The organism is Ornithinibacillus contaminans (genome assembly GCF_001038425.2).
Lineage (GTDB): Bacteria > Bacillota > Bacilli > Bacillales > Amphibacillaceae > Ornithinibacillus > Ornithinibacillus contaminans.
In genome coordinates, this window is sequence record NZ_LDPV02000034.1 from 162,054 (window position 1) to 177,805 (window position 15,752).

Sequence of the window (15,752 nt, forward strand, 5' to 3'; positions counted from 1 at the left end):
TGTTTCGCACGCAGCGGCAACTCTAATCAACTTAGTCATAATAAAAAGCGGGTATAATCACCCGCTTCTAGTTGTAAATTCTATAACAATATGGTCTAAATTATCTTCTTTAATTAAAAAATTTTGTGGTTTTATGACACATGCCCCGCGGTGCCACCCTAATTATCCTGCTTTAACAGGATCACTTTATTCTTAACTAATTAGCTCCAAAGTCCAATTCCTATCTACCATGATGCTTGTTTTCACCAACCACAAGCTCTCTAAAATCAGTGGGCAAACAGTACTACGCCTTTTTCATTGCTTCATATTGAGTTTTTATTATTATATATAGTACTTTTGGGAAATGCAAGTAGAAAAATTTAAAAACACTCTATAGAATCTACTCGTTATTATTGCTGTTTCCTTCCATTTTAATAATGCCTCATCTGAATTTATATAATAACCGAAACACATACTATAAGAAATTCACAAGAAGGGAAGAAATACATATGTTTGAAAATCCGATTATTATCGATGCGATTATAAATGGGGAGAAATATAAGACGGAGAAACAAGAACCACGTGAAAATCCAACACATCCTGATGAGATAGTTGGTTATGCACCAGTAAATACTCTTGAAGATACAGTTAAGGCAATTGATGTAGCATACGATACCTTTACTACTTGGAGAACATCACCAATGGATGAAAGGATAGAAAGGATGAGAAAGGCAATCCAAAAAATAAAGGAACAAACATCTGAAATTGCTGCAATATTATCGCGAGAACATGGTAAAGCGCTCTATGATTCGGAAGGAGAAATTGCCGTTTCCTTAATGTGGATGGAATATGCTTGTGATCATGTAAAGGAAGTTTTAAAGAATGATGTCCAAGAACATGATAATGGGAAAACGATTATTGCAAAAGATGCTATAGGTGTGGTATCCGCTATCTCACCTTGGAATTATCCGATCTCACTTTCAACTATTAAGGTTGCACCAGCAATATTAGCTGGGAATACCATGGTTTTAAAACCGAGTCCTCTTGCTCCGCTAGCTGTCAGTAAAGTAACCGAAATTATTGCAAATGAATTTCCACCGGGAGTGTTAAATCTTGTTCATGGGGAAGCTGATGTTGGAGTAGAATTAACTTCCAATCCAAAAGTTGCAAAAATAGCCTTTACAGGTGGGACTGAAACCGCAAAACATATTATGAAAGCAGCAGCAGATACTATCAAACATATGACATTAGAATTAGGTGGAAATGATGCTGCTATTGTGTTGAATGATTTTGATGTAAATGATGAAAGGGCAATGAGACGATTAGTGATTTCTAATTTCCTAACAGCCGGGCAAATTTGTATGATAGCAAAAAGAATATACGTAGATAAATCGATCTATGAACGGTTTGTGGAAAAATATATTGAGGCAGCTAATAAGTGGATAAGAGTTGGTGACCCATTTGATAAGAACGTTACGATTGGTCCGGTAAATAATCAAAAGCAATTAACGTTTGTTCAAAGTCTAATTGATGATGCAGAAAGTAAGGGAGCAAAGGTTATTAAATTAGGCAAAATTCTAGATCAGAATCTGTATGAGGAAGGCTACTTTATGCAACCAACTGTTGTCTTAGGAGCAAATCAGGATGACCCAATTGTAGTGGAAGAACAATTTGGCCCAACGGTTCCTATTTTACCTTTTGATGATGACGAACATGCCATTCATCTTGCTAATGATAGTATCTATGGGTTAACAAGTTCAGTATGGGGAAAAGAAGACCATGCCTTAAAAGTCGCTAGACGGATACAGGCAGGTACAACGATGATTAATACTGCTGCCATTCAGGGACTTGATGTACGGTTCCCGTTTGGTGGTGTGAAACAGTCAGGCATGGGACGTGAGTATGGCAAGGAAGGACTTCTTGCTTACACAGATACACATGTTATAAACTTACCGAAAGAGTTGGATTTACCGTATATACCTGAGTAAATATAACGTTGATTTAGAAAAAGTTGATATCATTAACAGCGATCATATCTCCTTCAACAACAGAAAAGATGGTAAAATAATATCAATTCAAGTTGTTTGGAAGGAGCGTAGGAGCATGAAACTATTAATCCTAGGCGCTGGCGCAATGGGGAGTTTGTTTGCGGGTAAATTAAAGCAAAACGGTGTGGACGTGACGATATATAATCGGTCAAATAATCATGTGGAAAAAATCCAGAGTGACGGTTTAAAGATAATTGATAAAGAGGGAGTTGGTTCGACAGTTCAACTTCCTGTCCTAACGGATCCTGTGCAGGTAGTGGATACATATGACCTGATTCTCGTATTCGTTAAAACGTTTGCGACAGAGAACGTTTTAGATAAAGTATTACCATATATAACGAAAGAAACGCCGATTTTAACCTTGCAAAATGGGATTGGAAATATGGAGAAGATTAGCAAGCTGGCACCAGAGCATGAAGTGTTGGTGGGTGGAACATGGGCTGGAGCAAGTGTGGCTGAACCAGGGACGATATTGCATCGTGCATGGGGGAGCACATTTATTGGTGCACCATTAGCCAATGAGCGTAAGAATGATCTGCTCATGAAGATAGCATCGACCTTCACGAAAAGTGGACTAGAAACGGAAGTAGCTGCAAATGTTCAATCTATCATCTGGAGTAAACTGCTTGTCAATATTGCCTTCAACGGTTTAACAGCAATAACTAGATTAAAGAATGGCGATGCGATCCGTACGCAAGAAGGTAAAATGATAGTGGAGAAACTAGTGGACGAGACTGTTGAGATTGCTGCTAAAAAAGCAATACCATTGTTGTTTGAAAATCCCTACGCAGAATGTATTCGACTCGGTGAAACAGACATAGCTATGAATACCTCCTCGATGTTAGCTGATATTCTTCATAAACGAAAAACAGAAATCGAAGCGATTAATGGGGCTATTGTGGAAGAAGGAAGGAAGTATGGCATCAATACCCCGTATAATGAAATGATTGTTAATGTAATTAAAGTCATCGAGGAAAGTTATAGGAATATGGTAGAATGATCAAAAAAAGTCTGACCCGCATTGGGATCAGACTTTTGCTTTTATAATTCAACGACAGTCAATGGTGGCTCTTGTTCAAGTAGTTCGGTTACTTCATTTTTTTCATTCATAAGAGCTACGATTGGTTTATAAGATTCAAGCTCAGCTTCTGCTACTAACGCATAGGACACGATGATAACAATATCGTCCTTTTGCACAAGTCTTGCAGCAGCTCCATTTAAACAAATTACACCTGAACCTCTTTCACCCGGAATCACGTATGTCTCCAGCCGAGCACCATTGTTGTTATTAACAATTTGCACCTTTTCATGGGCAAGAATATTGACTTGATCTAGGATGTCTTGATCAATCGTGATACTGCCAACATAATTAAGGTTTGCTTCTGTCACACGTGCACGATGAATTTTACTTTTCATCATTGTACGGAACATGGTAGTTTCCTCCTAATTGTAACGGGTAATCAAGCTCCCGTTTTCATCTAGTAGTAGATTGTCAATCAGTCTAGCATGTTCAAAGAAAACTGCTGTTGCTAGTATGATTGGTTGATCCACACTGGTTACTTGTTCGAGTGATGGGTAGCTTAATAATTCTACATAATCAATTCTACCAGAAATATTTAGTTCAATCGTTTTCGTCACTTCATCGATAATTCGCTGTGGGTCGCGTTCACCACTTAAGAGAAGTTGCTTTCCTGCTTGTAAGCCTTTGGATAACGAGACAGCTTCTTTCCTTTCTGTCTCAGATAAATAGACATTACGGCTACTTTTCGCTAATCCGTCCGCTTCTCTAACCGTTGGTAATCCAACTAACGCAATAGGAAAATTAAGATCTTGTATAAGAGCATCAATCACGGCTACCTGTTGTGCATCCTTCAAACCAAAATAAGCTTTAGTTGGCTGAATCAGATGGAATAGCTTTGTAACCACGGTAAGGACACCATCAAAATGACCAGGACGAGAACGACCACATAGCACATCAACTCTTCTTGTTATTCCCATTTGGATAATCATAGGTTGAGGATACATTTCTTCAGCCGTTGGCATAAATAATACATCAATACCGACTTCCTCGGCAAGCTGTGTATCTTTTTGCTCATTTCTAGGGTATTTTTCAAAGTCCTCATTTGGTCCGAACTGCAAGGGGTTGACGAAAATGCTAGCAACAACGATATCGTTTTCTTGTTTTGCTGCTCGCATTAATTGTAGATGTCCGTCATGTAGAAAGCCCATGGTAGCAACGAATCCTATTTGTTTATTTTGTGCCTTATAATCTTGGATAACTTTTTTAATCGCATCTATTGTACGAATAACCTTCATTTATTTCTCCGCCTTATTCTGATTTTGGTAGTATACCTATATTTTTCAAGAAAAAAGTGTGTGCTGCTTGCGGAAAACGGTTTTGTTTTACGTCCGTCATATAACTTTGTAGGGCTTCTTTTCCTATTGCATTAAAATCAGCATAGGATTGCACAAATTTCGGTAAGCGGTCGACCCCATATTGCATGATATCATGATAAACGAGCACTTGCCCATCACATTCTGCACCTGCCCCAATACCTATAGTGGGAATTGGAATTGATTTCGTGATCAACTCCGCAAGCTCAGTTGGAACACATTCTAGCACGAGTGCAGCAGCACCATGGTCAGCGACCTTTTTGGCATCATCAAGTAGTTTTTTGGCTGTTGCCTCATCTTTGCCTTGGACTTTATAACCACCTAGCACATTGACAGATTGTGGTGTTAGACCTAGATGTGCAACAACTGGTATCCCAGCATCAGTTAATCTTGTAATGAGTTGTAGTATTTCCTCCGTTGCGCCTTCGATTTTCAAGCTTTGTGCATTTGTTTCCTGGAAAATCTTAGCGGCAGTCCGTAACGAATCTTCTAAGGAAATATGATAGGACATAAAAGGCATATCCACTACGGTGAATGTATTCGGAGCCCCGCGCTTTACTGCTTTTCCATGATGAATCATATCTTCTGATGTTACCTGAACAGTTGAATCATAGCCTAGAACAACCATTCCTAATGAATCCCCAACAAGAATCATATCGACTCCTGCTTGCTCTGCTTGTTTTGCAGATGGGTAGTCATAGGCTGTAACCATGGAAATCTTGTCACTATTTACTTTCATTTTCTTTAAATCTAGAACACTTATCAAAACGATTCGCCTCCCCAGTAAAGATAGTTGTATTGTATCAACATTAGTTAACCGATAACATTATAAAACATTTAATTGAACTATATTATACAGGAAAATAGAGGAATAGATAAGCTGGAGGTGGGTAATTATTATGCAGGGGTAACGGTTCGACTAAATGGAAAGAAGGTTTCGTTTTACCATATTATCTACCAATGTTCTTTGGTATAATTTATCTAAAATAATTGGATACATAAACAGTAGCATTATCCAAATTAAAAAAGGAGGAACTTGTATTGAAGGTATTCAACGAATTTTTAGCAAAAATAGATAATCCTGATCAACGGTATCGGATGGAAGAGGTATTAAGCTGGGTAAATAATAATTTCCAAGGTTTAGAGCCGGTAATGAAATGGAATCAGCCAATGTTTACGGATCATGGCACATACATCATCGGCTTCAGTGCTGCAAAAAATCATTTTAGTGTCGCGCCAGAGAGGGTAACGATGGAACGTTATTTAGATGATATTGTAAATGCGGGCTATGACCATACAAAGGAATTAATACGAATCAAGTGGAGCGAACCAATAGATTATTCCCTATTAGGGAAGATAATAGAGTTTAACAGAATGGATAAGGCTGAATACACGAATTTCTGGCGGAAATAAGAAAAAAGTATTCTATTCGAAAAAAATTTCCATCTACCCTATTGCTATACAGTCTGGCAGGAGTTAACTTGTGATTGGATTTTCATGTATATTTCTTCGCTGAATGCCAAGACTTAATACGGTAGTAAAAATAAATGAGGCGAGAGGGTATGTATTTTTTTCGAGGAGATGTCCATAAATTATTCCTTAGTGTGAAAGATGCAAAGAATAGTCGGTCAATTAAGCAATTGAAGGAAGTGGAAGAGATTAAATCCTTCTATGAATCTCTTGATAGAACTACACTTCAATTATTATATTATCGGATGATTAAAGAACAAAATGGGATGGGTGCTATTCCGATTTTTGTAACAGCAATCCCATGGTTATTATTTTTATTTTCTAGTAAGATACAGGATGTTTTGTTTCGTAATGGCAATTTAATTTGGGCGATTTTCGTGACATTGTATCTTATATTATTAACTGTTAGTGTAGTCTTTCATTTTCGAGAAAGGGCATGGGCAGCGTTTCATATTGAGGTAATCAATGATATTCTTCATGACCGAGTAAAATCAGAATAAGCGAGATTAGAAGTTCCAATGCAGAGTGGGCTTCTTTTTTTATGGGTAAATACTATGAAAATGATGAATATCTATGAAAATTTTGGAAAGAATGAAGCTATATTAGGAAATGGAGGTAGCCTATGAGAAAAATAGAACTAACTTTTTTGTTACTGCTTACAGCATTTATGATTACAGCATGCGGTGATGCGGATGATTCAACTGCAAATCTCCCAACCGATACCGATTCAGAAAGTCAACCTGCCATGAATGCTGACGATCTGGTAGAAAGAATGCAAGAGTTGGACTATACAGTGATAGATTTTGATGTGTTGTATGCCGATTCAGAGTTCGAAGGAGAGATTGCAAGTGATGGTGGATTAATTGAAGCCGAGCTGTATGACCCGACGAATGACATGAATGCACGTGGTCGTGCGGCTTTTGATGCTATGTTTCCATTTGCAAAGAGCTTAGAAGTGCATTATGACATGACAGACACAGAAGCAATCGCGGCATCACTTGAAACGTTTAACCTACCAGATAATTACTTGAAAGCAGTTCTTGAAGTCGAGTTCAAGGATGGAATGACAAAAACGTTTGAAGTGAAAAATCATGAAATGTAACCATGTTAGTGGAAATCAAAAAGATGAGGTGAAAGTAATTGAAAAAATATGGCTTTATTGCACTGATAGGTGTGCTGTTGTTAGTGAGTGTTTACTTCCTATTTGCTTCTAATCAAGATAGGGCAGATCAGGATGAGCAATCGAGTAATGTAGAAAATCCAGATGCAGTAGAAGTGTTAGAGGAATCGATTGAAGTAGTTTCGTCAGATGATGGGAATATTAATGCGAATAAATTATCTATTCCTTGGACGATAAATAAAAATGGTAGTACTTTTTATTTGAGTCAGCGTGATGGAACGGTTGTAGAGATTGATAGCGACTTTGGCTTAGTGGAAGTCCAAGATGTACAAGTATCAGAAAAGATATTGCATGAGGGAGAAGGCGGGTTCTTAGGGTTTACGTTAGCACCTGATTTTGCAACAACAAATAGAGCATTTGCATTTCATACCTATGATGAAGAAGGAACAACACTGAATCGAATCGTTTCGTTAGTATTGGAAGGTTCTACATGGCAAGAAGAGGCTGTGTTAGTGGATAACATTCCAGGTGGTGAAATTAATAATGGCGGGAGAATCCAAATTGGTCCAGATGACAAGCTATATGCCACAACCGGGGATACTGGTAATGGGGAGTTAGCACAGGATTTGGATAGTTTAGCCGGTAAAATTTTGCGTTTAGAACTTAATGGAGAGGTTCCAGAGGATAATCCATTTGAAGATTCTTATGTATTCTCGTATGGTCATCGAAATTCGCAAGGCTTGACCTGGGATGAAAATGGGAATTTGTATAGTTCTGAGCACGGAGAAAATGGGCATGATGAGGTAAACTTAATTGAAGCTGGTAAGAACTATGGATGGCCAGTAATTCAAGGTGATGAAGAAGCACCTGATATGGAAACGCCTGTCTATCATTCTGGTGACGATACATGGGCACCTTCGGGAATGGCCTTTAAAGATGGAAGATTGTTTATTGCATCGCTTGCAGGGCAGAAGATATTTACCTATGATTTAGCCAACGGTGAAATTCAAGACTTCTACGATGAAGCGGGTAGATTGCGTGATGTCTTTATTGGTGAAGGAGATGCGCTATTTACAATCACGAATAATCATGATGAACGCGGTGAGCCGACTGAAAAAGACGATCGATTAATTTCCATTCCATTAACTGAAAAATCATCAACCAACTAAGAGAGAAGGTAATTGCCTAAAGCTGTGCTGGCAATTACCTTTTTGTTGTTAGTCTTTTTGACTCATCAGTGTTTTTAGATATTCCACTAAGGCATCGATTTCTTCTTCGGATAACGTGCCTTCAAATGGTGGCATGTTTCCGCTACCTTTTTTAATTTGTTCCTCGAGTTGTTCATCAGTGAGTGTTGCATTTTCAAGGTTTGGTCCATTGTGTCCGCCAACACCTTCTGCACCGTGACATGCTAGACAGTTGTTTTCGTATATCTTCAGTCCTTCTTCTGCAACAGCTCCACCTTCACTTTCGGTAACACCCTCACTGTTTTGGTTATCCGTATCCTTGTGAACAGGTGATGTGTTAATCGCATCTTCAGGAATATCATCTAATGACGCATACTCACCCTCTAAGGAGAAGGTATAGATTTTATCACCGTGTTGTGTTCCAGCTAATGTATTACCTGCTGCATAGATGGAAATGTACTGTTTCCCATCTACCTCATACGTGATTGGTGGTGCGTTGGCACCTGCATCTGTCATGAATTCCCAAAGTTGATCACCATTCGTTGCATCATACGCAATGATACGCCCATCATTGTGTCCTGTGAATACAAGATCACCCTTTGTGGTCAGAATTCCACTGTAAGCAATGCTATCCCAATTGTTTTGCCAAACAATTTTGTTCGTTTTAATGTCAATTGCAGTCACCGTACCGCGACTAGGGGCATTCTCAACCGGTTGCCAAATACTACCGATAAATTCTTTCCCCTCCGTAAATTTATTTGCCTCATCTTCTGCATGATGTGCATAGGCGAAATAGTTGTCATTTCCTAGGACATAAAACAATTCTGTATTCGGATTATAGGCAGATGGCGGCCAGTTTGCTCCACCTTGTGGAGACGGTTTTAACGTTACTGGTTCATCCCAGAACGGTGTGAAAATTTCTCCTACCTTGCCTTCAAAATTCTCTGGAAGATCATTTTTTATATCTTCTTCTGTAATAGCTTGTGGTACGAAATTATCCCCAATTGGGAATGGTTGGGTAGGTGATGTTTTCTGTCTTTCATCCTGTGGTACTGGTTTTTCTTCAATACCAATTAAAGGCTCACCATTAGTTCTATCTAACAGATAGACCCATCCTGTTTTCCCAGCTTGAGCAATCCCTTTTCGCATTTGCCCGTCCATTTCAACATCGAAAAGCACTACTGGATTGGCAGGATCCATATCCCAAATATCATGATGTACTTCTTGGAAATGCCATTGATATTCACCAGTATTAGCATCTAATGCTAGTACAGAATCGGAATATAAATTATCGCCTTCACGATTACTACCATCCAAGTCAGGTGATGTATTTCCGGTTGAAAAATAAATCATCCCAAGCTCAGGGTCAACAGCTGGAGTCTGCCAAATTGGTGCACCACCAGTAATGATAGTATTACTATCCTCTGGCCATGTTTCAGAACCTTCATCACCCGGAGTAGGTAACGTGTAGGTTCGCCATAATTCACGTCCCATTTCGGCATCATAAGCAGCTAAAAATCCTCTAATTCCATATTCGCCACCAGCGATTCCGGTATATACCTTTCCATCATAGAACAGTGGAGCGCTAGTGATGGTATATCCTTTATCCCATTCGGCTACTTGGGTTTCCCATACTAATTCACCAGTTTTTTGATCCAGTGCGATAAGTCTTGCATCTAAAAGTCCAACAAATACTAAGCCATTTCCGATAGCCACACCTCGGCTTGTCCATCCACAACATACCGTGTCCAACCCATCAGCGAGTTGCGGTGTATACTCCCAAATAATTTCACCTGAGGTCGCATCGAGTGCTTGTACAACATTTGCGCCAGTAATATTAAACATGACGCCATCATAGACAAGTGGAGTTGCTTCGCCTGAATATTTAAATTCCGACCCAGAACCTAAGCTTGTCACCCATTCAACTTTAAGCTTACCAACATTTGATTTATCAATTTTTTCTAAAGGAGAATATCTACCATTATAAATATTCCCACCATTGGTAACCCAATTTCCAGAAGGAGGTGCAGTTAGTTCGTCGGAATTAAAGTTAGGTGCAGTCTCTCCTTTGTAATCCATATGTTGAACTGAACTATGGGCATCTTTTTGTCCAGTTCCGTTTTCGGTTTCTTCTGTTTGGGTATCGTCTTGCTTGCCAGTATCCTTCTTGTCGTCTTGATCACGACACCCAACCAATAAGAGAAAAATAATACTGGCGACAATTAACCAAATTCGCTTATTCACACTATTTAAAGCTCCTTTCATAAAAAAGTTGATAATGCTTCTTTTGTAATTTGCCCGTAACTTTTCAAATTAATCTTTTAAGTAATAATCTGAATGAAATGTTGTGAAGATAGGTAACAAGAGGATTACGTTTCGATTAACTAATTTTTTAAAAATCAACTATTCCAAAAATCATTCGACAATTCCGGTCAAAAATTCGACAGAAATCTAGTATTTGCCATTCAAATTCTATTACATCTGTTTTATAATAGAATTAAAGTGTTGCAAACGATGAGTTGTGTAGCAACTTTCCGGTGGCAGGCTTAATTTTTGGTTAGGAGATTGATAGAATGAAAAATTTACAACTTAAGAGACTCATGATTGCAATTGTTCTCCTACTCGTAATTATACTTCCGTTTGCAATACCAGAAATTAGTAGTGGAGATGAAGAACTAATTGCATCTGATCACCAAGAAAGAAACACGAATATTCAATTAATGGATGAAGAGGTAAAGGCAAAACGGTTTACTTTTGATTCTGGTTATCAATTTGACTATCCGGATGCAGTAAGAGGGATTTATGTTACTGGTCATTCTGCTGGCGGTAGCCGATTTGATACGTTATTGGATTTAGTCAATACTACGGACCTTAATGCGATGGTAATTGATATAAAAGACGATTTCGGCTACCTAACATTTAAACCAGAAGATGGATCACCATTTGCTAATATTGGTCAAAATTATATTAAAGATTCAGTTGAAATGATGAAAACGTTAGAGGAAAATAAAGTCTATCCAATTGCTAGAATTGTTGTATTTAAAGATACAGTGCTAGCTAATGAACGACCAGAATTATCGTATTTGGAAAATGGAAAAGTGTGGAAAAATAATCGTGGAGATTCATTTGTTAACCCGTTTTTAGAAGAAGTATGGGAGTACAATGTTGAAATAGCGAAAATGGCCGCAGAAATGGGCTTTAAGGACATTCAATTTGATTATGTTCGTTTCCCTGAAGGATTCGAGCTTCGTGATAAAGACTTAGAATACTCCCAAGGCGAATATGCAGAATCAGAACTGGATTTCATTCAACGACGTGTTGAAGCGGTAACAGATTTTGTTGCATACGCTAAGAAAGAATTGGAGCCGTATGATGTTGATGTATCAGTAGACATTTTTGGGTATTCCGCAACAATTCCTGAAGCGCCAGGAATAGGCCAAAATTTCTCGAAGATCTCGGAGAGTGTAGATATAATTTCATCAATGATTTATCCAAGTCATTGGTCAAATAACTACTTTGACATTCCACTACCGGATGCAGAGCCATATCGACTAACAGAAGAATATGCGAAGGTGGAGAATGAGGTACTCGGAAAGCTAGAAAATCCACCAGTATCAAGACCGTGGATCCAAGATTTTGAGGCGCCATGGATTTATAGTGGAACAGGCATTCCGACTACACAATATGGAAAAGCTGAAGTAGAAGCACAAATAAAAGCACTACAAGATAATGGAATACAGGAATATCTCATTTGGAATGCAGGGAATACGTATTCGGAAAATGTTGATTTTACGCCTTAATATATGAAAAAAAGCGATACTTTGAATAAAAGTACCGCTTTTTTTCATATAACTACACATACTTACACTATATGGCCCAAAAGGAGATTTAACATTCTCACTTGATTTCGCTATACTGACAACGAGAATATCGGTAAAGGAGTAGTTCAATGGATTGGTATGAAAAGCTAAGTAAGTATTTTCCTGTAGAAGAAATGAAATCAAAAGAGCATATGGAGCTTTTATTAAAAGAAAAGGGTGATGTGTATCACAAGGATGAGGGACCACACCATGTGTTAATGTACGCTGAATTTGATACGTTTATTTTTATAGATTATGTATGGGTATCTGCTAAATCAAGAGGGCAAGGGATTGGACACAAATTAATGGAAAAGCTAAAAACACGAAATAAACCAATCATACTGGAAGTGGAGCCAGTTGATTATGAGGATTCCGATTCAGCCAAACGGTTGCATTTTTATAAGCGAGAGGGCTTTAATCACGCGCAGGCAATCGGGTATAATCGTCGCTCCTTAGCGACGAATAAAGAGAATCCTATGGAGATTCTTTATTGGTCGCCCGCTAATGAATCGGAGGAAATGATTTTTGAACAAATGCACAAGATGTATGAATCTATCCATACTTATAAGGATGAGGAGGTCTATGGACAGGCTTATCAACCAGCTGAAGAAGTACTGACGTTCAATGAAGAACGAGAAACAGAGGACATTCTTGCTGATTTGGATCGAAATTAGAAAGACAAGAAGCCACTTCCTTCCAGGGAGGCGGCTTCTTGTATCACTTTTAGGGAGTTTATAGATAACTATTGCTTTTAGAAGCAGTAGTATTCTAACATTATTGGACTGTTTTACCTTCAGGAGTAAGATTATTTAGCCGATCTGCTAAGGCAAGACCTGCAACAGCAGGTGATTCGAAATCATCATTTGTTAATAAAGTATCTTTAAAATCATACGCATTGGAACCATGCTCGGTGAAATCAAGACCAGCAATTTCTTCTTCTTTCGTCACACGGATTGGCGAGATTAGATTTAGTACATACGTAAATCCACCGATTGTAACAGCAACCCAGGCAATTACAGCAAGGACACCGATTAGCTGAATACCAAGCTGTGCAGGACCATGACCGTAAAATAAACCAGTAGACGTAGAGAATAGACCAACTGCTAATGTACCCCAAATACCTAAGATTCCGTGAACTGTTATAGCTCCAACTGGATCGTCAACCTTGACTTTTGCATCTAAGAATCGAATTCCTTCAACAAGAACAACACCGGAAATTAAACCGACGATAATAGAACCACCAAGAGAAATCTCTGCACACCCGGCGGTAATCCCAACAAGTCCACCTAAAACACCGTTTAAGGACAATGAAGCATCCACTTTCTTAAATCGAAGCTTCGTATAGGCTGCAGAAGAAACCAATGCTGCAGAAGTAGATAATAAGGTTGTTCCAATTACCATTGGAACTAGCTCTGGATCAGCAGCTAATGAACTACCGCCGTTAAATCCAAACCAGCCAAGCCAAAGTATAAATACCCCGAGAGCACCTAGTGGAATATTGTGACCAGGGATAACATTAACTTTTTTACCACTGTATTTTCCAAGACGCGGTCCTAATATTAATACGACCATTAAGGCACCGACTGCACCAGTTAAATGAACGACAGTAGAACCAGCGAAATCACTAAATCCAAGATTAGTTAGCCAGCCGTCACCTTGCCATACCCAATGTCCAACCACTGGGTATACAACTGCTGTCATCGCAACTACAATAAGGACATAGCTGCCAAGCTTAATTCTTTCTGCCACAGCGCCAGACATAATAGTTGCACAAGTTGCGATAAACATTGCTTGGAATACGAAGAATCCAATATCTTCAACACCGCTTAATAAAAATCCATCAGAACCAATAAATGATCCTGCTGTACTTCCAAACATTAAGCCATAACCTACGATAAAGAATAAAATTGCTGAGACACTAATTGTTAAGAAGTTTTTCATTAAAATATTGAGTGTGTTTTTAGAACGTGTAAATCCTGATTCCACCATTGCAAAACCTGCATGCATAAAAAATACTAGAAATGCCCCTAACATTACCCATACGAGATTAATGGATAATTCTAATTGCTCTGGACTCATTAAATTTCCTCCTCAAGTAAATGTTTGTTTATAAGACTGCTTCCGCTCCGCGTTCTTTTGTGCGGATTCTAATTACTTCTTCAATAGGATGAATGAAAATTTTTCCGTCACCGATTTCACCTGTATTACAAGCTTCAATAATTATTGCGACGATTTCATCCACCTGTTCGTTTTCAACAACTGTTTCAACCTTAAGCTTCGGTAATAGCTGAATTTGAAAGGTGGTTCCACGAAATACACCTTTTTGTCCTTTTTGTTTACCAGTTCCAGCAGCTTCAGTAATCGTAAGACCGCTAATGCCAATTTCAGATAGTTTAGCTCTTAAATCTTGAAATTTCTCCGGTCGAATTATTGCCTCGATTTTCTTCAAATGTAGTCCCCCCTTTTTAATCTTATGTAAGGTTTTATAACATCATGAATTATATTACTTATCATAAGGTGGTTTTTATCAAAAATCAAGTGTTTTTTTAGAAAATTTATAAAAATAAACAATCGAATGTAAGAAAACCTAACATTCGGTGAAGAGGTAGTGGTATGATTTGGGGTTTCGTATCAGTTGCAAAGGTTTATTGGAAGTGGATTTTGGGTATAGTAGAAGTAAATTAAACTATTTTGTGAACATCGTGAAAATAGACTTGTATCATCTACCTTTTGCTTGACAAGTATAGTATACTTATACATATAGGTTATTTAAACTTATTGTTATTTAATAAAGCAATATTTGCTCACGCCACCTTATATTGGTAATTGGGCAAGTAATCTCACAGTGGAATTTCTCCCTGTAGGTGGATTCCGTTTATAAAATGTAGACATATCGAGGAGTGAAGTATCATGGTAACACTTTATACCTCACCAAGTTGTACTTCTTGCAGAAAAGCAAAGGCATGGCTAGAAAAAAATGATATCCCTTTTACGGAGCGCAATATATTCTCTGAACCATTATCATTGGATGAAATAAAAGAGATTTTACGCATGACCGAGGATGGGACAGATGAAATAATTTCAACTCGCTCTAAGGTTTTTCAAAAATTGAATGTAAATATTGAACAGCTTCCATTACAAGAATTATTTACGTTAATTCAGCAAAATCCAGGATTATTAAGAAGACCAATTATTCTGGATGAGAAACGATTGCAGGTTGGCTATAACGAAGATGAGATTCGAAGATTTTTACCAAGAACTGTCCGTACCTTTCAATTACGAGAAGCTCAACGCATGGTAAACTAGCCAAACAACGAATGTGAAAAAGTAAAAAGCGCAGATCTGACACATTGATCTGCGCTTTTCGTTTCCGACTTACGAAAAACTTAGCTGATGACAAAACCATGAATATAAGTTAAAATAATATTTTAAATAAATGTATATAGGCATATTAATTTCCAAAATGCAATATGCTAACATACAATAAACGTAAAGAGAAACTAACTTACTTTCTATAGATTAGGTGAAGAAGCTCTTCTGCCCAATAATAAAAGTGGAAGCGCCTTGGCAGCAACGTGCGGACTGGGACTGGGATTGAAGTTACTTATCCCACCGAAAACCATTTGCGGTTACTCGCCCCACCAAAAAGATTGATAGTCCCTTGGCGCTGGAGCTGGATGAACAAAAGAAGGGA

15 protein-coding genes and 1 other annotated feature are annotated in these 15,752 nt (G+C 38.2%); of the genes, 9 read left to right on the plus strand and 6 right to left on the minus strand.

Going from position 1 to position 15,752, the window contains the following annotated elements; genetic code table 11:
• Window positions 1-129: 129 nt before the first annotated feature.
• Window positions 130-307 (minus strand) — a binding site (T-box leader).
• 181 nt (window positions 308-488) lie between these two features.
• Both JF53_RS08330 and JF53_RS08335 read left to right on the plus strand, forming a co-directional pair.
• Window positions 489-1,967 carry an aldehyde dehydrogenase family protein gene (locus tag JF53_RS08330; RefSeq protein WP_047982392.1) on the plus strand — a complete coding sequence of 493 codons (1,479 nt, stop codon included), beginning with the start codon at window positions 489-491 and terminating at the stop codon, window positions 1,965-1,967.
• A 115-nt stretch (window positions 1,968-2,082) separates the two neighbouring features.
• Window positions 2,083-3,027, plus strand: coding sequence for a ketopantoate reductase family protein (locus JF53_RS08335; RefSeq protein ID WP_047982391.1), 945 nt, complete (start codon window positions 2,083-2,085; stop codon window positions 3,025-3,027).
• 41 nt (window positions 3,028-3,068) lie between these two features.
• Here the strand turns inward: JF53_RS08335 and panD are convergent, their stop codons facing one another.
• The 3 genes from panD to panB are packed head-to-tail and all read right to left on the minus strand — an operon-like array spanning window position 3,069 to window position 5,187.
• The gene (panD, locus tag JF53_RS08340) at window positions 3,069-3,458 is read right to left on the minus strand and encodes an aspartate 1-decarboxylase (protein ID WP_047982390.1); all 390 of its coding nucleotides are present in this window, start codon (window positions 3,456-3,458) and stop codon (window positions 3,069-3,071) included.
• Window positions 3,459-3,470: 12 nt separating this feature from the next.
• Window positions 3,471-4,343, minus strand: a complete 873-nt coding sequence (gene panC / locus JF53_RS08345) for a pantoate--beta-alanine ligase (RefSeq protein WP_047982389.1) — start codon at window positions 4,341-4,343, stop codon at window positions 3,471-3,473.
• A 13-nt stretch (window positions 4,344-4,356) separates the two neighbouring features.
• Window positions 4,357-5,187, minus strand: coding sequence for a 3-methyl-2-oxobutanoate hydroxymethyltransferase (gene panB / locus JF53_RS08350; protein WP_083443581.1), 831 nt, complete (start codon window positions 5,185-5,187; stop codon window positions 4,357-4,359).
• Between the two features lie 275 nt (window positions 5,188-5,462).
• Between panB and JF53_RS08355 the strand changes: the two genes are divergently transcribed.
• The 4 genes from JF53_RS08355 (at window position 5,463) to JF53_RS08370 (ending at window position 8,180) form a co-directional block, all read left to right on the plus strand.
• Window positions 5,463-5,834, plus strand: coding sequence for an iron chaperone (locus tag JF53_RS08355; protein WP_047982388.1), 372 nt, complete (start codon window positions 5,463-5,465; stop codon window positions 5,832-5,834).
• Window positions 5,835-5,983: 149 nt separating this feature from the next.
• Window positions 5,984-6,391 (plus strand): hypothetical protein, encoded by a 408-nt coding sequence (locus JF53_RS08360; RefSeq protein ID WP_047982387.1) that lies wholly within the window; start codon window positions 5,984-5,986, stop codon window positions 6,389-6,391.
• Window positions 6,392-6,513: 122 nt separating this feature from the next.
• Window positions 6,514-6,993 (plus strand): YusW family protein, encoded by a 480-nt coding sequence (locus tag JF53_RS08365; RefSeq protein WP_047982386.1) that lies wholly within the window; start codon window positions 6,514-6,516, stop codon window positions 6,991-6,993.
• A gap of 38 nt (window positions 6,994-7,031) precedes the next feature.
• Entirely contained in the window at window positions 7,032-8,180 is a 1,149-nt protein-coding gene (locus JF53_RS08370) for a PQQ-dependent sugar dehydrogenase (protein WP_047982385.1), read from the plus strand.
• A 48-nt stretch (window positions 8,181-8,228) separates the two neighbouring features.
• Here the strand turns inward: JF53_RS08370 and JF53_RS08375 are convergent, their stop codons facing one another.
• A complete protein-coding gene (locus JF53_RS08375) occupies window positions 8,229-10,442 on the minus strand; it encodes an outer membrane protein assembly factor BamB family protein (protein ID WP_047982384.1) in 2,214 nt (737 codons plus the stop codon).
• A gap of 329 nt (window positions 10,443-10,771) precedes the next feature.
• Here JF53_RS08375 and JF53_RS08380 point away from each other — a divergent pair, with 329 nt between their 5' ends.
• Both JF53_RS08380 and JF53_RS08385 read left to right on the plus strand, forming a co-directional pair.
• A complete protein-coding gene (locus JF53_RS08380; protein ID WP_047982383.1) occupies window positions 10,772-11,998 on the plus strand; it encodes a putative glycoside hydrolase in 1,227 nt (408 codons plus the stop codon).
• A gap of 149 nt (window positions 11,999-12,147) precedes the next feature.
• A complete protein-coding gene (locus JF53_RS08385; protein ID WP_047982382.1) occupies window positions 12,148-12,732 on the plus strand; it encodes a GNAT family N-acetyltransferase in 585 nt (194 codons plus the stop codon).
• 100 nt (window positions 12,733-12,832) lie between these two features.
• Here JF53_RS08385 and JF53_RS08390 read toward each other — a convergent pair whose 3' ends face one another.
• Both JF53_RS08390 and JF53_RS08395 read right to left on the minus strand, forming a co-directional pair.
• Window positions 12,833-14,137, minus strand: a complete 1,305-nt coding sequence (locus JF53_RS08390) for an ammonium transporter (protein WP_047982381.1) — start codon at window positions 14,135-14,137, stop codon at window positions 12,833-12,835.
• A 28-nt stretch (window positions 14,138-14,165) separates the two neighbouring features.
• On the minus strand, window positions 14,166-14,507 hold the full coding sequence (locus JF53_RS08395; protein WP_047982380.1) for a P-II family nitrogen regulator: 342 nt from the start codon (window positions 14,505-14,507) through the stop codon (window positions 14,166-14,168).
• 461 nt (window positions 14,508-14,968) lie between these two features.
• On the opposite strand from JF53_RS08395, the gene spxA reads away from it, so the two are divergent.
• The gene (gene spxA / locus JF53_RS08400) at window positions 14,969-15,364 is read left to right on the plus strand and encodes a transcriptional regulator SpxA (protein ID WP_047982379.1); all 396 of its coding nucleotides are present in this window, start codon (window positions 14,969-14,971) and stop codon (window positions 15,362-15,364) included.
• Window positions 15,365-15,752 lie beyond the last annotated feature (388 nt).